Source organism: Capsulimonas sp. (genome assembly GCF_039929585.1).
Lineage (GTDB): Bacteria > Armatimonadota > Armatimonadia > Armatimonadales > Capsulimonadaceae > Capsulimonas.
Genome location: NZ_JBDSQY010000090.1, coordinates 1 through 18296, shown reverse-complemented (window position 1 = coordinate 18296; position 18296 = coordinate 1). Strand labels below are relative to the sequence as shown.

General features: G+C 59.2%; 16 protein-coding genes. 7 read left to right on the top strand and 9 right to left on the bottom strand.

Annotation, left to right across the window (positions count from 1 at the left end):
- Window positions 1-53 precede the first annotated feature (53 nt).
- Together ABIZ35_RS06360 and ABIZ35_RS06355 are read right to left on the bottom strand one after the other, a co-directional pair.
- Window positions 54-848 carry a DUF1559 domain-containing protein gene (locus ABIZ35_RS06360; RefSeq protein WP_348219040.1) on the bottom strand — a complete coding sequence of 265 codons (795 nt, stop codon included), beginning with the start codon at window positions 846-848 and terminating at the stop codon, window positions 54-56.
- Between the two features lie 319 nt (window positions 849-1167).
- Window positions 1168-2004, bottom strand: coding sequence for an alpha/beta hydrolase (locus ABIZ35_RS06355; RefSeq protein WP_348219039.1), 837 nt, complete (start codon window positions 2002-2004; stop codon window positions 1168-1170).
- A gap of 172 nt (window positions 2005-2176) precedes the next feature.
- Between ABIZ35_RS06355 and ABIZ35_RS06350 the strand changes: the two genes are divergently transcribed.
- From ABIZ35_RS06350 to ABIZ35_RS06340, 3 genes are read left to right on the top strand one after another with little or no spacing between them, the layout of a single operon-like run.
- Complete coding sequence (locus tag ABIZ35_RS06350) at window positions 2177-3052, top strand: class I SAM-dependent methyltransferase (RefSeq protein WP_348219038.1); 876 nt, start codon at window positions 2177-2179, stop codon at window positions 3050-3052.
- Window positions 3053-3083: 31 nt separating this feature from the next.
- Complete coding sequence (gene ung / locus ABIZ35_RS06345) at window positions 3084-3764, top strand: uracil-DNA glycosylase (RefSeq protein WP_348219037.1); 681 nt, start codon at window positions 3084-3086, stop codon at window positions 3762-3764.
- Window positions 3765-3797: 33 nt separating this feature from the next.
- Window positions 3798-5252 carry an NAD(P)/FAD-dependent oxidoreductase gene (locus tag ABIZ35_RS06340; RefSeq protein ID WP_348219036.1) on the top strand — a complete coding sequence of 485 codons (1455 nt, stop codon included), beginning with the start codon at window positions 3798-3800 and terminating at the stop codon, window positions 5250-5252.
- Between the two features lie 195 nt (window positions 5253-5447).
- Here the strand turns inward: ABIZ35_RS06340 and ABIZ35_RS06335 are convergent, their stop codons facing one another.
- Window positions 5448-5951 carry a pyridoxamine 5'-phosphate oxidase family protein gene (locus ABIZ35_RS06335; RefSeq protein WP_348219035.1) on the bottom strand — a complete coding sequence of 168 codons (504 nt, stop codon included), beginning with the start codon at window positions 5949-5951 and terminating at the stop codon, window positions 5448-5450.
- 103 nt (window positions 5952-6054) lie between these two features.
- On the opposite strand from ABIZ35_RS06335, the gene ABIZ35_RS06330 reads away from it, so the two are divergent.
- Window positions 6055-7047, top strand: a complete 993-nt coding sequence (locus ABIZ35_RS06330) for an ADP-ribosylglycohydrolase family protein (protein WP_348219034.1) — start codon at window positions 6055-6057, stop codon at window positions 7045-7047.
- Between the two features lie 15 nt (window positions 7048-7062).
- Here the strand turns inward: ABIZ35_RS06330 and ABIZ35_RS06325 are convergent, their stop codons facing one another.
- The 6 genes from ABIZ35_RS06325 to ABIZ35_RS06300 all read right to left on the bottom strand — a co-directional run bounded on the left by ABIZ35_RS06325 (window position 7063) and on the right by ABIZ35_RS06300 (window position 16007).
- Window positions 7063-8190 (bottom strand): hypothetical protein, encoded by a 1128-nt coding sequence (locus ABIZ35_RS06325; RefSeq protein ID WP_348219033.1) that lies wholly within the window; start codon window positions 8188-8190, stop codon window positions 7063-7065.
- Window positions 8191-8228: 38 nt separating this feature from the next.
- Window positions 8229-9026 carry a methyltransferase domain-containing protein gene (locus ABIZ35_RS06320; RefSeq protein WP_348219032.1) on the bottom strand — a complete coding sequence of 266 codons (798 nt, stop codon included), beginning with the start codon at window positions 9024-9026 and terminating at the stop codon, window positions 8229-8231.
- A 9-nt stretch (window positions 9027-9035) separates the two neighbouring features.
- Complete coding sequence (locus tag ABIZ35_RS06315) at window positions 9036-9893, bottom strand: hypothetical protein (protein ID WP_348219031.1); 858 nt, start codon at window positions 9891-9893, stop codon at window positions 9036-9038.
- A gap of 174 nt (window positions 9894-10067) precedes the next feature.
- The gene (recJ, locus tag ABIZ35_RS06310; protein WP_348219030.1) at window positions 10068-11801 is read right to left on the bottom strand and encodes a single-stranded-DNA-specific exonuclease RecJ; all 1734 of its coding nucleotides are present in this window, start codon (window positions 11799-11801) and stop codon (window positions 10068-10070) included.
- A 127-nt stretch (window positions 11802-11928) separates the two neighbouring features.
- Window positions 11929-14655 carry a protein translocase subunit SecD gene (secD, locus tag ABIZ35_RS06305; protein WP_348219029.1) on the bottom strand — a complete coding sequence of 909 codons (2727 nt, stop codon included), beginning with the start codon at window positions 14653-14655 and terminating at the stop codon, window positions 11929-11931.
- A 62-nt stretch (window positions 14656-14717) separates the two neighbouring features.
- Window positions 14718-16007, bottom strand: coding sequence for a glycosyltransferase (locus tag ABIZ35_RS06300; RefSeq protein ID WP_348219028.1), 1290 nt, complete (start codon window positions 16005-16007; stop codon window positions 14718-14720).
- Between the two features lie 139 nt (window positions 16008-16146).
- On the opposite strand from ABIZ35_RS06300, the gene ABIZ35_RS06295 reads away from it, so the two are divergent.
- The 3 genes from ABIZ35_RS06295 (at window position 16147) to ABIZ35_RS06285 (ending at window position 18186) form a co-directional block, all read left to right on the top strand.
- Entirely contained in the window at window positions 16147-17217 is a 1071-nt protein-coding gene (locus ABIZ35_RS06295) for an acyl-CoA dehydrogenase family protein (protein ID WP_348219027.1), read from the top strand.
- 126 nt (window positions 17218-17343) lie between these two features.
- Entirely contained in the window at window positions 17344-17466 is a 123-nt protein-coding gene (locus ABIZ35_RS06290) for a hypothetical protein (protein WP_348219026.1), read from the top strand.
- Between the two features lie 231 nt (window positions 17467-17697).
- Window positions 17698-18186, top strand: coding sequence for a hypothetical protein (locus ABIZ35_RS06285; RefSeq protein ID WP_348219025.1), 489 nt, complete (start codon window positions 17698-17700; stop codon window positions 18184-18186).
- Window positions 18187-18296: the final 110 nt, after the last annotated feature.

Below are 18296 nucleotides of genomic sequence, written 5' to 3'. Positions count from 1 at the left end.
TTTGGAGTGGTGCAGGCCCGCTCCATTGTTATAGGAACGAGCCCGGTGGACGACTAACGAACGGTTCGATACTGCGCGGGCGAACCGGTCAGGGTGTCGGGAGCGTCGCCGCCGATCTGCCAGTTCCAGATGGTGACGTTCCCACGGCGCATGGCCTTCACATGTCCATCGCAGAAAGCAAAGTTCGCCATCTTCGTGTGTCGGTACCGGACCTGACCCGGCGATGTTCCTGCGGCATTGGTATCGTTGTCGATGGAATCCCAATCTTTATCTTTGGTCGGCGCTTCATAGGCGTTCCATGGACCGCCGTTCACCGAGCCGGGGTTGACGCGGTAGAGCGTGGTAGCCTGGTCACCATAGGCCGGGATCTGATTGGCTTCGGCGAAAACGATCGTCTCAGCCGGATGCGTCTGCATCGCCAGCGAAGACGGCTTCGAATAATCGAAATTGAAAGAGAACGGATCTCCAATGTCCGTGGAATCGCCGCCGACGCGGGCATTCATCGAATACGCAGTTTTCGCAGAATGAGGAGACGACGGACAAAAGTTGATTGTGGCGATATTTCCCTTGGCCGAGGAGACATAAGGCATGATCGTGTAGTACCAGTAGTCCTCGTCCTTTGAGCCGTCGTCGCCGTAGCCAACGATGCTCATCTCATCGTAATCCTGAGAATACTGAAGATTCGCCAATCCCATTTGCTTGAGGTTGCTGGCGCAGGTAGATTGCCGCGCCTTTTCACGAGCCTGAGCAAAGACCGGAAATAGGATCGCTGCGAGAATCGCAATTATTGCTATCACTACGAGAAGTTCAATGAGGGTAAAGCCCTTTTTATTAAGACCGACAAGCATGACGTTTTCTCCTGATGGATAACAGCGGCCGTCTGCAGAGAGTACTGCAAATACGGTCCAAGAATTTTCGTTCTCAACGCGCCTGACAATACGCTTCTCTTCATTGAGACGGGTCGAATGGAGCGTCTTTGCTCGTCAATTTCTTGGGAGGCTGCGGAATCATCCTTGAAGCCGAAGCCAGAACCAATTTATAGATGACTGGATTTATAATACAACATATCTTTCAAATTGTCAACATATATAGAGCAGTTACAAATAATTCTTTTTGGAGCGACAAGCAGTCCCCGATTCTCTTAGGAAGCGGGGACTGCGGCGACTGTCAGGAGTGAGCCAGGAATGAGAGCAGCTTGGCGTTGACTTCCGCCGCGTGTGTCCAGTTCAGACCATGCGGAGCGTCTTCCAGAATCAGCAGATCGCTGCCCGCAATCAGTGCGTGCGTACGCGCGCCGGTCGCGGCGAGCGGCAGGATACGGTCGGCGCCGCCGTGGATCACCAGAACAGGAATGTCGATCTTAGCGAGGTCCGCGCGGAAATCGGTGAGCCAGGCGGAGACACAGTCCAGCGTGCCCTTGGGAGACGCCTGAGCCGCAATATTCCAGCTTAACTGCACAGCCTCATCGCTGATCCGTGTCCCCTTCAGAATATCCACATTGAAGAAATTAGATAGGAACTGCGCCAGGAAGGCCGGGCGATCTGCAGAGATCGCCTGTTGGATGCCTTCGAATACCGCGCCGTCCACGCCTTCGGGGTTGTCATCACCCTTCAGGAGGAAGGGAGGGATGGCGGCGAAGAAGCCAGCTTTGGAGATGCGCTCGGAGCCGTATTTGCCCAGATAGCGGGCGACTTCCCCGCCGCCCATGGAAAATCCGAACAGCCCCACTTCGCGCAGATCCAGCGTCGTCAAAATCGTTTGAAGATCGGCGGCGAACGTATCGTAGTCATATCCGGAGAACGGCTGGCTCGATCGGCCAAAACCGCGCCGGTCATAGGTGATGACCCGGTATCCGGCGTCGATCAGCGCGGGAACTTGCTTCTCCCATGAGGCTCCGCTGAGAGGCCAGCCATGGATCAGTACGATGGGCTTCCCCGCTCCGTGATCTTCGTAATAGAGCTCGATGTCGCCCGAGTTTTCTTGTCCGACCGTAATGTAGGGCATAAAGCATCTCCAGTTCGTTGAGTGATCTCGCAGTTATCTAAGGCAGTTTCGTATCTCAATAGTTCCCGTAATTCAAGTTTCCATCGCCTCTGCCGAGTAAGCATTCCCTCATCCGGGTATAATGGATCATTAATTTCCTCGAAATTTTTCACTGAAGAAGGTTACACCGCACATGCTCTCCAAGGATATCCTTTCCCTCGCGATGCGTGATACGATGTCCCGCTCGGCGATGGAGCGCCGTCCGCGAACCAGCGTCGATGCTCTCGCTCCCGCCGCCGCCGATCTCAAGCAAGTCTCCGATGCTTCGGACCGCGCGTATCAAGCCGCCTATCACTTCAACGCACTGGCCACAAGCCGGCTCATCCCTGAGGGAGGCCTGCTGCTGGATCTTGGCTGCGGCTCCGGCGGCTTTCTGACCTACCTGGCCCAGCGCCGTCCCGACATTCAGATCATCGGGATCGACCCCTCCGAGCGGCTGGTGGAGCTCGGTCAGCAGATCGTGGAGGAGCGCGTGCTGACCGACCGCGTCAGCATCAACCACTGCGACTTTGGAACCTTCAGCGAACGGATCCCGTCCCGCATCGACATGATCACGGGCGTTTTTAGCCTGAACCAAATTTTGAATACGGAAGAGATGCTGCGCTGTCTTCAGCAAATTTCCCAGATACGCATTCGCTGCGGCTGCGCGGTCTGGCTGTTCGATTTCGCTCGTCCAAAGACGATGCACACCGCCGAGGAGTTCTCGGCCACGCTGATGCCCGGCCTGCCCGTGCTGTTCCGGCGTGAAAACAGGAATGCTCTGATGTCCGCATTCACATTCAACGAGCTTTCCGATGCGCTGAATAAGGTCTCGCTGGGCACGGTCCATCACGCTCAGTCCAAGGGCCTGCATATCTATCAAGCGCATTGGCTGGAGCGCGAGGACGAGCACAAAGAAAGCAAAAAGAACCCATGGGTGGAGGGCCGGATCACCACACAGGTTCTGCAGCAGTTCAAGCAGATAAGCGAGATGTTCCCGACCGTTCCCCTGCCCTCACACTTAAAGTAAAATTCCAACCAGAAGAGGAAACCCTCACACCATGGATCTCACACTGCCGGAATCCTGGCGCGAAAGTTTAGCCGGAGAATTTGAAAAACCGTACTTCCACAAGCTCACGGAATTCGTGGACGCCCAGCGCGCCGAGCACTCCGTATTTCCACCAGAACCCGAAGTCTTCTCCGCTCTCAAGCTGACGCCGCTTGACGACGTCAAGGTGATGATCTTAGGCCAAGACCCTTACCACGACGACGGACAGGCGCATGGGCTTTGCTTCTCCGTCCGTCCCGGCATTAAACCGCCACCATCCCTGGTCAACATTTTCAAGGAATTAAAGTCCGAACTGGATATCCCCATTCCTGACAATGGCTATCTCGTTCCCTGGGCCGAGCAGGGCGTTTTGCTGGTGAACGCCGTCCTGACGGTTCGAGCCCACGAAGCAAACTCGCACAAGAACAAGGGCTGGGAAACATTCACGGACACTGTGATTCAGACGGTCAGCGCGAAAGAAACGCCAGTGGTGTTCGTTCTTTGGGGAGCCTACGCCCAGAAGAAAGTCCCACTGATCGATACGAATAAGCACACGATTATCCAATCCGCACACCCCTCGCCGCTCTCGGCTCGCAGCGGATTCTTCGGAAGCAAACCCTTTTCGAAGATCAACGATACGCTGCGCGCAAACGGCCGGGCAGAAATCGATTGGCGTCTGCCGAATTTGAAATAACCGCCTGGCTCCAAACAATCCCTAGATCGGAAGATGCAGATGGTGATTTACGACGTGATCGTGCTTGGTGGCGGGCCGGCCGGAACAACGGCGGCCTTGCGGGCGCGTGAGTTGGGCGCGTCCGTATTGCTGCTGGAACGGGGCGATATGGGCGGCGTGTGCACCAATGATGGATGTATCCCCACGCGCGTCCTCGCCAAGACCGCGCGCCTCGTACGCGACGCCGAGCAGTTCGACGCCTACGGGCTAAGCGGAGCGCGTCCAACGGTCGATATCGCGCGGATTATGGACCGCGTGCAAGAAATGATCGGCCGGATTCACGACAAAAAGCAGATCGTCGCGCATCTGGAATCCGCAGGCGTGACCGTTCATGACAGTGCAGGCGAGGCGAAGTTTATGGACTCCGAAACCGTGTCGCTGCCCAGCGGCGTCATGTTTCAGGGAAAAGCGTTTATTCTGTGCGTCGGAGGCCATGCGCGCCGGCTCCCGGTTCCCGGAGGCGAGCATGCGCTGACGCATAGCGATCTTTGGTCCCTGCGCGCGCTGCCGAAGTCCATGGCGATTGTGGGCGCAGCCGCCACCGGCTGCCAGCTCGCCTCGATCTTCTCCACCTTCGGCTCCAAAGTCACCTTGCTCGATTTTGCCGACCGTGTCGTCGCGGGAGAAGACATACATACGTCTGCCGCTATGACGCGTGCGTTCACTGACCGCGGCATCGAGATCGTAACAAGCGCCAAGGTCGAAAGCCTCGTCAAAGACGAAACGGGACTGCGCCTTAACTATTCGGTATCAGATAAGGAACGAACGCTGGATGTGGAGGCCGTGGTGGTCGCCGCCGGCTGGCCGGGAAACATCGAGACTCTGAACTTAGCCGCAGCGGGGATTGAAACGGACCGTGGGTATATTCGCGTCGACGAGTCGCTGCGCACGACGGCTCCAAATATCTACGCCGCCGGCGACATTACCGGTCGGATGATGCTGGTGCAGAGCGCCGGTGACGAGGCGCGCGCCGCGGCGGAGAACGCCGTCCTTGGCCGACACCAGCGGCCGCCGCACGCGGTCGTTCCGCACGGCAGCTTCACCGATCCTGAATATGCGAGCGTCGGCGTTACTGAAGCGCGCGCCCGCGAAGAGTACGACTGCGCCGTCGCCTTCGTCCCCTACGCGGAGTTGGACCGAGCCGTCGTCGACGGTCACACCGAAGGGTTCTTCAAACTGATCGTGGATCGAGAGACTAGACACGTGCTCGGCGCCCATGTTGTCGGCGAGCAGGCCGTCGAGATCGTACAGTTGGTCGCAGCAGCGATGGCGTCCGAAACCCGCGTGGAGCAAATTGCTGAGTTAGAGCTCGCCTACCCCACCTACACCGGCATCGTAGGGCTGGCGGCGCGGCAAATCAGCCGCCAGCTCGGTGTCGTGGCGCTTTCCGACGAATGGCGCGCCCAACAGTCGCCACGATCGGCGGAGTGGGAGCATGGGCGGGGGTAGAGGCCGGAGCAAAATTGTTCGGATAGCCGGCGACTGAAGTCGCGCCTAGAAGTGCACGATGTCCACCTGCGTGGACTCCAGAAACCTGGCGATTGCGTGTATTTTCAGGAGTGCCCGGAGGGGCACATAGAGCACTTCTAGGCGCGACTTCAGTCGCCGGCTACTCTTCGTCTCTTCTAAGATTATTTCTCCGTACTAGAAATCAACACGCCCATTTTGTCCGCCCTGATATTGCTCGCCCGTCGCGAGCGCCTTGACCATTCCCACGGCGTACGCAACGAAGCTTGATGGGCCTTCCCAGAACTCAGCCGACTTCGCGTTGACCTTGAGCAGCGCGATGTCCGGCTCGTCCACACCGTTCGGGAACCACGCCTTCAGCTCCGGCTCCCATAATTCCTTGATCTTCTCTTTGTCGCGCACCAGCTCCGCCGTTCCCGCCACTGAAACATATCGTTGGTCCTTGGGCTGCGTGAAGCTGACGTTGACCTGATGATGCGAGAGCGCCTCATCCACCTTCAAGGTCGACGCATTGGTGAAGAACCAGAGATCCCCGTCGAACTCCACATTCTTGTTCGCGGACATAGGTCGGCTGTGCAGCGAGCCGTCGGCGGCGATCGTTGTCAGCATCCCAAAATCGATGTCCTTGATGAATTCCCGAATCTTCGTAATTTTTTCTTCTTGTGTCAGTGTATCGCTCATGATCTCGTTTCCCTTCCGTGATGGTCTCTTTTACCCAAAGCAACGAAAGCTTAAGACAGAGAGGTGTGGTATACTGAACGCATTAAAGTGTAAAGGAAACACTATGCCAAGAAATGCTTCTGGATGTCTCTATGGCCTGGCCTTTGGCGATGCGCTCGGCGCGGATACCGAGTTCATGAATGTTGAGGAGATTCTGGTTAAATATCCTCCGAACGGACCGACCAGTCTTACAGAGCGCCCCATTCGCGTCACGGACGACACCCAGATGACAATCGCCGTGGGTGAAGCCTTGCACCGCGCTGGGACAGATTTGTCGCCGGCAACTCTGGAAAAAGAACTGCGCAAGACGTTCTTGAGATGGTTTCGCAGTCCGGACAACGACCGCGCACCGGGCATGACATGCCTGCGTGCGTGCGACGGTCTGGAGAAGGGCTGGGATTGGCGTAAAGCAACGATCGAATCCTCCAAGGGCTGTGGCGCCAATATGCGCGTCGCGCCGGTCGGGTTGCTGGATACAGACCCAACGACGCGAGCGGCGATCGCGCAGTTTCAGGCAGCGTTAACGCATGGGCACGCCACAGGGCTGGCGGCGGCCGATCTTACGGCGGCGGCCGTCGCGGATTTGCTGGGTGGAGGAGATCTGAAAGGTCTGACGCGGCGGCTCCGCGATTATGCGCACAGCCAGCGGGAAGTCTATCACGAGGAATGGCTCGGAGACCTGTGGCTGCAGCCCATGATGAAATCGCCGGCCGCATTTATCGCACAGGGCTGGGAAGAGTGTCTATGGCGGATGGACGACCTGGACGCCGCACTAAAGAATCCCAACCGGGAAGTCGATCCCTGCACGCTGACCGGCGCAGGCTGGGTCGCGGAAGAAGCGTTCGCGACCGGACTGCTCTGCTTTTTGTTGTTCCCGGACAATCCCATCGCCGCCATTCAGCGCGCCGCCGTCTCCAGTGGCGACTCGGATTCGATTGCATGCCTTACCGGAGCCTTCGCCGGAGCCCACTGGGGGCTCACGGCGTGGCCGGAAGAGTGGATCGCGAATATCGAATACCGAGATCAATTGGAGACGCTGGGCGCTTATTGGGATTAGGCGCAATGCTGCCGTCTACTGCTCCATGATCTCGACGTTGGCTCGGGGGACGGTGACGACGCTGCCGTCAGCGAGCTTAGCTTCGAGGACGCGGACGACGGTTCCGGACTCCAGCTTGGTAAGCTGCGGTGGCAGGGCGTTCACGGTGGCCAAGGCGCCGAAGTAGGGTTCGCGGATCAGGCGAATAGGAGTTCCGATGCTGAGGTTTCCGGCTTCCTGCTCTTCATTCGCCTTGGCTTTCACGGCGTCGACAGGGAGCGGGACGATGATCTCGGGGCGAATGACGCCGGCGCGAATCTGGGTGGCGCCGTTGATGCTGCCTTCCTTGCCTTCCAGCGACGACAGCAATTCGTAGGTGCGGCGCGCCATGGCGATCGTGCCGAAGCCCTCGGTGATCACGAGCGTGATATTGATGTTCTCGTGGCCGGTGATCGCAACGCCAATATCGTAGCCTAGAAACTCGATCAGATCCTTGTCGATAATGCCGCCGACAATGATCCCCTTGACGCCGACATCCGATGCCTTGCGCAGAGCCGCGCCGGAAATATTCGCGCCGCCGATGATGATCTTGCCCGCGAGGTCCGGCGTGATGTCGGCTTCGGTGAGATTACTTTCCGGTGTGGCCGACACGACTTTGACCTGGCCGACGCGCTCGCCGCCGACGCCGAAGATACCCTGGATCAGAGCCCCAGCCGTCTCCACGATCACACCCTCACCCGCAATGACTTCAGAGACCTTGCCGGAAATGTACGCCGTGAGATCGACGGGAGAGGAGGGCTGACGGATACCGACGTTGCCGGAAACCGAGGAAATCGTCTCGACCTTCCCGGCTAGCGGCGACTTGACCTCAGTTTTGAAGATCCCAAAAAACGACTTCGTGGCGGCGAGGATCTGCCCTTTTTCGACGGCGTCTCCTTCCTTGACGACCAGCGTCCCCGGAAGCTCGTCCGCATCGATGCCCAGCTGCGCCGCGACTTTGACGCTCTGCATCAGGCCAGGCAGCGCCGCGCGGGCGACGACCGTATCCGGGGCGACATCGGAGCCGGCTTCAACCAGCACATCCCCCTTCAGCGGCAGGCGCCGCGTGCGGCGAACGATCGTGTAAGGGCTGACCTTCAATCCAGGGGTATACGCGTTTCCCAATAGAACTCCTCTTGCTTGTGACGCTGTCAGGCGATTTGTTAATGCTTCTTACACCGGCTAATGTAAAGATAAACCAGAATACCCGTGATGGATTCGACCCGAAAGCAGGTTCCCAGCAGTTCCTTCATCTCACGCATCGTGAAACGGAAGAATGGGATCCCTCCATCATGCGCGCCTTCTTTCTGACCGAAGAGCCGCGTGAAAAGCGAATGCTTGTAAGCCGACAGCACGAGTGTGGCGTTTGGTTTCAAAACCCGGGATAGCTCGGAGACGGCGCCGCGTCGCGCCTCCTCCCCCGGAACATGCTCCAGAACCTGGCAGGACACGGCGCGCGTAAACGCGCCGCTTGCGAACGGCAGATGGCAAAGATCCGCCTGGACGAGATGGACATTGGTAACGCCAGCTTCGATCAGCTTTTTACGGTTGACACGCAGCGATTCAAACGAAAAATCGATCGCCACCATCTCTTTGACGCCGCGTCCCAGAATCTGCGACATGCGTCCCGTGCCGCATCCGCCTTCGAGCAGGCGGTCGTCTGGGCGGGAAGAGAGAAGTTTGAGCGTCAGCGGGATTTCGATCTTACCGAAGAGGTTCAAAAAGGTCATTCGATCGTAATCAACGACCTGGGCGTCGCGCGCGGCGATCTCGGACCGCTGCGCCTCCAAGAGCTCCGTCGGCAGCAGACGCGGGATTCCATCCTCGATGGGATAAACCCGGCCTGCGGCGTCCGTCAGCGTCCCTTCCAGGACCTCGTCGCCATCCTGCTTACTGACCGTAAGCGTCAGCGCGCCGCCGCCTTCGGGAGCCATCAGAAACGACAAAAGTGAGCGATGCATGAAAAGCCTCTACCGCTCGGGGGTGGGTATGGGAACAGCGACATTTTGCGCGGGCGCTTCCGATGCGAGTACGATCGTCAGACGGAGCCGGTAATCTTCGCCGAGAACCTGTAACATATTCGCCGGCTGCCCATCGACAGTCGGGGCCGGAGCCTGCCGCTGCGCGGCCAGATCGTCGATCTGCTGAACTGCGCCCAGGATCGTAACGATGCGTGCTGCGGGGCTCCAGATCTGCGCGGGCGCGAACACTTCCGTCGCCGGCGCGCGGCCTTCGGCGGACTCATGCGCGATCGGGGCCGGGGGAAGCTGCATACTGTACTGGTAGGAGACGCCGATGGCGCCGTTTGCCTCGGGGCGCAGACGAAGCTGGTAAGCGCGATCCTGACCATCGACCGTAAATGTCAGCTTCTGGAGGGTGTCGGGCGTTACGGAATCAAGAGATTGGCGGGCGACGGATTCCTCCCGCCCGTTTTGAATGCGCAGCAGCTCCGCCTGGATTTGCCAGCGCGGAGGAGGAACGTCGGCGGATCGGACAACCTGACGGAAATGCGCGCAGCCTTCGGGCGTGCCGCGAATAATGAGCGTTTTGTCAGCGTCTAGCGGAACGATATCCGTCATACCGGCCGGAAAATTTGGATCCGTTCCCTGCTTGCCATTGCCGCGCGTATGGCCGTAGCGAACGGTATGGTCCAGTCCAAGGGACGTAAACAGCTGCGAAGGTCGAACGTTCTTGAGATGGATCTTCTCCCAGCGAAACGCGGGAGCCTTTGCGTGCGCCGGAGCGACAGCGGCCAAAGAGGCGAGCATCATGATGATCGGCAGGGCCTTGGCGCGTCGCCCGCCGTGTCCATGGGTGAGTTTGGACATAGCTTCTCCTTGTATGATTGCGGGGTAATGGCTACACTTTAACATAAACGAGGTCGTTTTGCAAGGCGGCTTGGTTCGGCGCCCGGCTATGATGGATTACCTCTGCTTACATAGAATAAGAGCGACAGCTGAAACTAACCCTTCAAGTCGACAGAGTGTCAGCCGTCCGCCGATTTATTCCTCAGTCCGCCGAATGTCCTTGATCAGCAATTGCACGCTGCGGCGGCCATTCCATTCGTTGACTTGGGGCGAGTAAAGCAGGTCGAGCGCTTCGCCAGGACCAACTTCGTCCGACCAGCCGCCATGCCCCCACCCTACGCAGTCCATCGGGTCCATCTCATCAGTGCGCACGCGCATCTTCAAGTGGCTGAGGTCCTTGCCGATCCGGCGGCTTTCGCAGACGCGCACGGCGGTGGAGGCGAATCGCGGCTCGGGGTTCTTATCACCGAACGGAGCGAACTGCTCCCATTCATCCAGCAGAGACAGGGTGATCTTCCCAGGATCGATCACGCCATCGTGCGAGACGCGCGGAATGAAGTCGTCAGCCGTCAGCACGGAGGCCGCATGGGCGTTGATCATTTCGACAAACGCATCAAACTGTGACATCTTGAGCGACAGACCCGCCGCCATTTCGTGACCGCCGCAGGACTCCAGCAGGCCCCGGCAGATTTGAATGCCTTTGAACATATCGAAGCCGGGAATGGAGCGCGCGGAGCCTTTGCCATTGGTCTCGGTCTCGTCGATCCCAATGACGATGGCGGGCCGCTGGAACATCTCAACCAGCTTCCCGGCGACGATCCCGACAACGCCGGCATTCCAGCCGGGCGACGCCACCACCAGCACATGCGTCAGGTCCATGTCGCGGTCCGCAACCTGTGCAATCGCCTCGGCCAGAATACGCTTTTGGGCGATCTGGCGTTCGGCATTGAAATTATTCAATGTTTCGACGAGGCGCAGCGCTTCTTCAGGATCGCCCGTCAGCATCAAGTCCAGGGCGATCGCGGCGTCGTCGAGACGGCCGACAGCGTTGATGCGCGGTCCGATTCCGAAACCGACGGCCTCGGCAGAGAGCGGCTTGCTGGTGTCGATCCGCGCGCCTTCCAGCAGTGCACGCAGGCCGACCTTGCGTGTCCGCGCCAGGGCCTTCAGGCCAAACGATGCGAACACTCGGTTCTCGCCTTGCAGCGGCATCACGTCCGCAACGGTGCCGCAGGCGACCAGATCGAGAAACTTCTGAATGTACGCCGTTTCGTGCTCCGGGCGCACCAGGCGCACCACGGCCTGCATCGTCTTGAAAGCGACGCCGACACCGGCCAGATATGGAAACGGATAGGTCGAATCGTGCCGATGCGGATTGACCACAGCGTAGGCAGGCGGCAGCGTTTCGCCGGGTTCGTGGTGATCGGTGACGATCACTGTCATGCCCAGGCTGTTCGCATAGGTGACGGCTTCGCGGGCCTGGATGCCGCAGTCCGAGGTAATAACAAGGGTGGCGCCCTGTTCCTTTGCATGGTCGATGGCGCGGTTCTTAAGGTCGTAGCCATCGAGCTTGCGGTGCGGAACCCGGTAAACGATCTTGCCGCCCAGCGCCGTCAGCGTGCGCACGTACAGCGCGGTGCTGGTGACGCCGTCCACGTCGTAGTCGCCGTGGATGAAGATCGTTTCTTCATTGGCGATCGCTTCGGCGATCCGGTGCGCCGCTTTGTCCATGTCGGGAAGGCCGAAAGGATCGTGCAATTGTGAAAGGTCGGGGCGGAGAAAGGCGTCGGCTTTCGCGGGATCACTCAGACCGCGATTGACCAGCAAACGGGCTGTCAGGGGGTGGACACACAGTTCGCGCACCAATTCGGCTTCCGCGCGCGCATCCGTGTCCGTTTGGGTCCAGATTTTTCTCAGGGTTTCAGGCATTCGGTCCAATCACGCTCCGCTCATCCAGACAGCGTTTGCTGCTGTTCATTTACGAAGCCGTTCGCAGCCGCTCAGGGAGTGGGCGGATTAAAAAGAAGGGGCGAGGTTGCCCTCGCCCCTGGTCGTCTTAGAAACGCCGTATTGGACGCTTCTTCTTCGGTCGGAGCCGCCCGGCTTCATCCTCATCCTCGGCGACTGTGCTGGAAGACGGCTTGGGAGCGCTCACAGTCGGTCTTGATGGGCCGCTCGGAGCAGGAGCGCCCGCGCCGGCAAGCGCGGCAACCGGGGCATTGGTAATCCCGCTGCCCTTTTTCGCCAGCCAGTTCTCCCAGTCCACGAGAATGCTCGCGGCGTTGAAGATGGACGAATAGGTTCCGCTCAAGATACCGATAAACAGCGCCACGTTCAGCAGCATCGTCGTTTCGCCGCCGAATACGATCAGAGCGCCCAAAGTCATCAGAACCGTCAGCGACGTGCGCACCGAGCGGTGGAATGTCTGCAAGATCGAGTCGTTGACCAGATTCTCGAACGGTTCGCCGCGCTGACGCTTGCGCAGGTTCTCGCGAACGCGGTCAAAGATAACGACCGTGTCATGGACCGAGAAACCAATGACCGTCAGCAGCGCCGTAACGAAGAGGCTATCGATCTTCCAATTCAGGAAGTGGCCAAGGATCGCGAACACGCCAATCAGCAGGACGACGTCGTGCAGGAGCGCTGCAATCGCCGAGACGCCCATGCGCAGACCAGCCGCGAAGCCGCCCGTCGCGAAGGCGAAGGCAAGGTAAAGCACGATCAGCAGGGACGCGAACGCCACTGCCTGGATCGCCTTACTGGTGAGCTCATTGGAGATCAGGGGCTGCACACGGTCGAAGGAAAGCCGCGTTGTCTGCCGGATCGTGCTGAGCGCATTTGTGATCTTCACCTCGACAAGGTCGTGGTTGGTCTTCGGGTCGAAGTTATTCGCAGCGATCGGATCGTTGGTAATCTCTTCCGTGGTGATAATCGCCTGGCGCCCGCCTTCAGCCATCTGGACGAGCGGCTCCTGCATGCCGGCCGTTTGCAGGGCGCGGACCACCTCCTGCTGCGTCGCGGGTTTGTCAAATGCGACCTCAATCTGAGATCCGCCCTTGAACTCGATGCTCCTCTTCAGGCCCGACGGGTGAACCGCCAGCCAGAAGAACAGCCCAGGAATAATAATCGCGGCGCTGATCGCGTAGAACAGCTTGCGTCGGCCGACGATGTTGTATCCAGGCTTGGTGCTCGCCACGGCGTTTTTGTCCACACCGAACAGCTTTGTGTTCTTGCCGAAACCGGCGTCCACCAGCGCATAAAGCAAGGTGCGGGTGACTGTGATCGCCGAGAAGAGCGAGACGATGACGCCGATCAGCAGTGTCAGCGCAAAGCCGCGAACGCTGGGCGTACCCATGGAGAAGAGAACGACGGACGTGATGATCGTACAGATATTCGAGTCGCGGATCGCGGGGAACGCGCGCTGGAATCCGGAGTCTATGGCGCCGCGCAGACCGCGTCCATTGCGCAATTCTTCCTTCATTCGCTCGAAGATCAGGATATTGGCGTCAACCGCCATACCGACTGAGAGAATGAAGCCCGCGATACCCGCCAGGGTCAGTGTGACCGCCGGTACACCCAGCCACTGCAAGCCGCCTCGGAAAATCGCCAGTGTGAACAGAGAGTAGATCAGCAGCGCGATACAGGCGACAAGGCCCGGGAGGCGATACCAGAACAGCATGCACAAGACGACCAGAACGAGACCGATCAGGCCGGCGTGAATGTCCTTTTCGACCGCGCCGTGGCCTAAACTGGCTTCGATCGACGTCGTCTGCACCTGCTGCAGCGGAACCGGCAGAGCGCCCGCGTTCAGCATGTCGGCTAACGCCTTGGCTTCGCCCAGGCTCTTGAAGCCGCCGCTGATTTCAGCGCGCCCGTCGGGGATATAAACGTTGATATTCGGAGCGGAAAGCACGCCGTCGTCGAGGATGATGCCCATCATCTCGCCGGTATGCTCACGCGTAAAATCTCCGAACGCCTTGGTGCCCGTCGCGTCGAACTCCTGCGTAACCGCCGGCTCGACGCCAGTGTTTCCACTCAGGCGCGCCTGGGAATTCGGCAGTACGTTCGCGCCGTCCAAAATCTTTGGACAATCAGCCAGGAAGCTCGCCCAAGCCTTCAACTCCTGGTTCAGCGCAGTGACCCGCTTCTGCTGATCTGGCGTCAAATAGAGCTGCACATCCTGCGTGGCCAGCGGCGCCGTCACCGTTGTCAGTGTCGTATCAGGACGAGTTGTCGTGCCTTCGGCGAGCAGATTGCTGTAATCCGCGCGGATGTGAGCGCCGTCGCGGAACGTCGGCTGGCTCTGATTGCGCAGATCCGTGAAGGTGTAAAGTCCATCCTTTTCGGACATGGTCACCGGGCGCCGCTCGCCGGACTTCGCGGTTCGCTCGCAGTTTACGGTTTTGAAGTAGTAAAACTGCATGGACGCGGTGGTGCCAAGCTGCTTGAGAACGGCGTCTTTGTTTTTGACGTCAGGAATCTCAATAACGAACTGATCCTTGCCCTTGGATTGAACAGTCGCTTCTCCGACGCCGGCGTTGTTGATACGCCGCTCGATGATGCGGCGCACCATTTCCTGGTCGAATTGTCCGTTGGGTGCTTTCGAGAGGTCGGCGCGCAGGATCGTGCGGATCCCGCCCCGGATATCCAGACCGTACTTGACCGGGAACGCCGCGACGCGCGCATGCTGCTTCGCGTCGTACTTCGTTCCCACCATGACCCAAATGGACGCCGCGATCAACAACACGATGACCAGCGGCAACCAGACCTTCTGCAGTTTCAAACTCTTCCTCCGCGAAGAAAACTCTTCCGAAATTCCTCGTAAAATGAACGCTCCATTATATCTTAAGGGGTAGCCGATGTCAAGGCGCGCTCCGGCTCCGAGGCCGCCTCAGCGATGTCGCCGAGGACGCTTTCCAGGATTTCCGCGCTCCGCTCCGCCCCCGGCTCCGCCCGCATGCTCTTCCCCAGCGCCTCCACTCGCTCCACGATATCCTTGGAATCGAGAAGCCGCTGGAGCCGTCGGCGCAGCAGTTGCGGCGACAGGTTCGACGGCAGCAGCCGCAGTCCCCAGCCGTTGCGCTGCACATGCGCCGCGTTCTCAAACTGGTCGAATCCACGCGGAACGACAAGCGCCGGCACGCCATAGTAGCACGCCGCCTGGGTCGTCCCTACCCCGCCCTGATGAACGATGGCGCTCGCATGCGGGAACAGATCGTGATATGGCGCATACCGCAGCGCGAATACGCGCGAGCGCAGAGCCAAGGGGATTTCAAAATCGTTCGGCGCGCCCAGCAGAACGGCGCGGCAGTTCATCGCGCCAACCGCCTCCAGCGCGGTTTCCCAAAACCCGTTCGCGTGATTGATCACGGACGATCCCAGAGTAAACACCACGAGCGGCGCGTCCCCTTCGGGAATGCGCAGCGCCGGCGCGTCGGCTGGAGCCGATCCATCCCAGCGGGCATAACCGCCCATTTTCAAGAAATCCGGCCAGTCAGAAGGGCGCGGAAAGAAGCTCTCCGACCAGAGACACAGCGTCAGCAGCGGCGAGTAGCATCCGCCCAGCACCACGTCTTTACGCGGCGGAACCCCCAGGCGCTCATACTGCGCATTCGCCAGCTGATCGATCGGCGCCATCAGATCGTGCGCGGTCTTCCACGCCAGCTTGCCCACCAGCGCCGGCGGGTTGCGCCATGCGATCGACGGGATCGGTCCCACCTCGGTAGGATAGCAATTAGTGACCGGCGTCGCCGTTATCCACGGAATCCCCGTCTTATAAGCCACGGCGGGCGAGGCCAGTTGAATGGGATGCGATACGAAGACATCGGCATCGGCGCACAGCTCAATCAAGCCTTCGGTGGCGGGGACGATCGCCGGCACCAGCATCTCCCGAAAAAGAATATCGATCGGCTCAGTCAGCGACGCCTTGAGCATACGCCGCATAAGATCGGACTGTGTGTCCATGTCCGGCCCCGCGTCCACGGCGTCCAGGCCAAGCGCTCGGATCTTCGCCGCGTTCCCAGGGTTGACAGCGAACTTCGGCTGATGTCCTCGGTCACGAAGGGCGAGCGCGAGAGCGATAAAGGGGTTAAAGTCGCCGGACGAACCGAGCGTATGAAGCAAAATTCTAGCCATGGCGAAAGTATACCCGGCTCCCTGCTCGTCGCAGAAATACAAAGAGCCTGGCGCGTTTATGTCTTCGAAAACTCTGGCGCCGTAAATCTCCGCCCAGAGGATAAAGGGTATACTTCCCTCACGTATGGAAGACGCTTTATTGACACGAGCCCAAGAACTGGCCGACGATCTCTTTCGCCCCCGCGCGCAGGGCGCCGATCAAGGTGACATTCATGGCCAGGTCGGCGATAATGTGAAACTGCTTGCCGAGGCGGGTTATTTTGGTCTCAGTATTTCGACGGAGTACGGCGGCCTCGGCGCCGATGAAACAACGCGCCGCGAATACGCCGAACTGATCGCGAGCGCCTGCGGCGTCACCGCGTTCGTCCAGCAGCAGCTTCACGCGGGCGGCTTCTTCGGCGGAGCGCCCGATGAACAGTTCCGTCGCGAGATGCTCACGCAGTTCGCCGCCGGCGAGAAGTTCTGTGGCGTCGCCTTCGCCCACCTGCGCCGCCCCGCCCCCCCCACCGTCACCGCCGAGCGCGTGAGCGGCGGTTATCTCGTCAACGGCGTCGCCCCCTGGGTCACCGGCTGGTCGCTGCTCGACGGCTTCACCCTCGGCGCCGTGATGGGCGACAAACACCTCTTCGTCTATGTCCCCAAAGAAGGCAACGGCGATTCACTGACACCCGGGCCGCGTATCCCGCTCGCTGTAATGAACGCCTCCGACACCGTCGAAGTCAAAATGACGGACCTATTCATTCCCGAGCGCGCCCTGCTCAGCCTTCGACCGACCGAAGCCCTGCGCCACAGCGACCACTGCAGCATCACCGGCCACGTCTACCTGCCGCTGGGCTGCGCGCGCGGCTCCATCCATTATTTACGCAGCCTCGCCGCAAAGCGTTCCAATCCCCGCCTCACGGAAGTCGCCGACGCCTTCGACGAAGAAGTCGACCGCTGCCGCGCCGACGCCCTCGCCTGGACCGGCGCCTGCGCCGGCCTCCCCGAATACAAGGAACGCGCCCTGCACGTCCGCGCCAGCGCCATCGTGTTGGCCGTCCGCGCCGCCCACGCCGCCGTCACCGCCACCGGCGGCAGCGCCCACTTACTCACCCAGCCCCCCCAGCGCCTGCTGCGCGAAGCCATCTTCTACACCACGACCGCGCAGACACACGACGTTCAGGCGGAAACGCTGGATTTATTGGTATCGCCCGACTGCTGGGGGGCGTAAAAATCATGCATTCCTTAACCATACGTAGGCCTTTGCGCCGCTTTCAAAGTAGATATGTAGCAAGTTCGTTCTCCTCTGACCTTAATAACCTGCCACAGATTTCCCGGACAAACGAAAAGCGCTCTTATGACCACCGACGAAGCCCTCGATCTTGTTCGACAAACCGAAAAATGCTGGATCATTTTTGATAGCTCCACTGGCGAAGTGCTGGATGTTATCGCAGAGGATCCCGACAAATCAGGTCAGTAGGGCTTTGAACACCTGGAGAATCTGTCCAGATTCAATCAGCCCCTGAAGACGCGCTTATTCATTTCCTCCAGTGTCACGCGCGAGGTTTTAGAGCGCGAACAAACGGAAGCGGAACGGTGGAGAACAAGGGCTCGTATACTGACAGAATGGTCAAGCGCCACGACAGAGGAGCTTGTTCGAATACTGGAACACAGTCAATACGAATATCCCCTGGGCAAAAGTTATGACAGCATGGTCATCGTGGGCCACCTCTGGAAACTGCATCGGGATGAGTTGGCGTCAATTCCACGCGAACGGCTGGCGAAGCTTCTGTCGGATGACGTACTGGGTGAACACGCCTCGAACCACCTGCGATTCTGTCTTGCAAGTTTTGATGGCGACGAAGAATACCTCAAGGCTGTTTGGACGAAAAAAGCGCCAGGACATAAGACGTGGGGAGACGCCTACGCGCTCATGGACGCCTTTGCTCATGTTAGAACGAAGGATCAGGCGATAGTCGGCGACATAATCGATATTTTTGACACGGAAGAGCAGTTTGGATGTAAACTCAAGGCAATGATCTCTCTTGGGAAGATTGGACCTGTTGCAGGAACACGCGCGAGCGCTACAATCCGCAGAGTAGTCTATGACAGTGAACCACAGATAATTGCCATTCGAGACCGAGTATTGGAGCGCCTGGAATCGGACGAAGATGGATGGAAGATTATAATGGTCCTATAAATTAGGACAGCAAATCGGGCACAATTAAGGTGGATACACCACCATGCCCAACACCCGAAAACACTATTCCGCCACCTTCAAAGCGCAGGTCGTTTTGGAGGCGCTCAAAG

Bases quoted from the DNA above. Each gene is read 5' to 3' on its own strand.
- ABIZ35_RS06360 (WP_348219040.1), bottom strand. From the start codon at position 848: ATGCTTGTCGGTCTTAATAAAAAGGGCTTTACCCTCATTGAACTTCTC.
- ABIZ35_RS06355 (WP_348219039.1), bottom strand. From the start codon at position 2,004: ATGCCCTACATTACGGTCGGACAAGAAAACTCGGGCGACATCGAGCTC.
- ABIZ35_RS06350 (WP_348219038.1), top strand. From the start codon at position 2,177: ATGCTCTCCAAGGATATCCTTTCCCTCGCGATGCGTGATACGATGTCC.
- ung (WP_348219037.1), top strand. From the start codon at position 3,084: ATGGATCTCACACTGCCGGAATCCTGGCGCGAAAGTTTAGCCGGAGAA.
- ABIZ35_RS06340 (WP_348219036.1), top strand. From the start codon at position 3,798: ATGCAGATGGTGATTTACGACGTGATCGTGCTTGGTGGCGGGCCGGCC.
- ABIZ35_RS06335 (WP_348219035.1), bottom strand. From the start codon at position 5,951: ATGAGCGATACACTGACACAAGAAGAAAAAATTACGAAGATTCGGGAA.
- ABIZ35_RS06330 (WP_348219034.1), top strand. From the start codon at position 6,055: ATGCCAAGAAATGCTTCTGGATGTCTCTATGGCCTGGCCTTTGGCGAT.
- ABIZ35_RS06320 (WP_348219032.1), bottom strand. From the start codon at position 9,026: ATGCATCGCTCACTTTTGTCGTTTCTGATGGCTCCCGAAGGCGGCGGC.
- ABIZ35_RS06315 (WP_348219031.1), bottom strand. From the start codon at position 9,893: ATGTCCAAACTCACCCATGGACACGGCGGGCGACGCGCCAAGGCCCTG.
- recJ (WP_348219030.1), bottom strand. From the start codon at position 11,801: ATGCCTGAAACCCTGAGAAAAATCTGGACCCAAACGGACACGGATGCG.
- ABIZ35_RS06300 (WP_348219028.1), bottom strand. From the start codon at position 16,007: ATGGCTAGAATTTTGCTTCATACGCTCGGTTCGTCCGGCGACTTTAAC.
- ABIZ35_RS06290 (WP_348219026.1), top strand. From the start codon at position 17,344: ATGACCACCGACGAAGCCCTCGATCTTGTTCGACAAACCGAAAAATGC.
- ABIZ35_RS06285 (WP_348219025.1), top strand. From the start codon at position 17,698: ATGGTCATCGTGGGCCACCTCTGGAAACTGCATCGGGATGAGTTGGCG.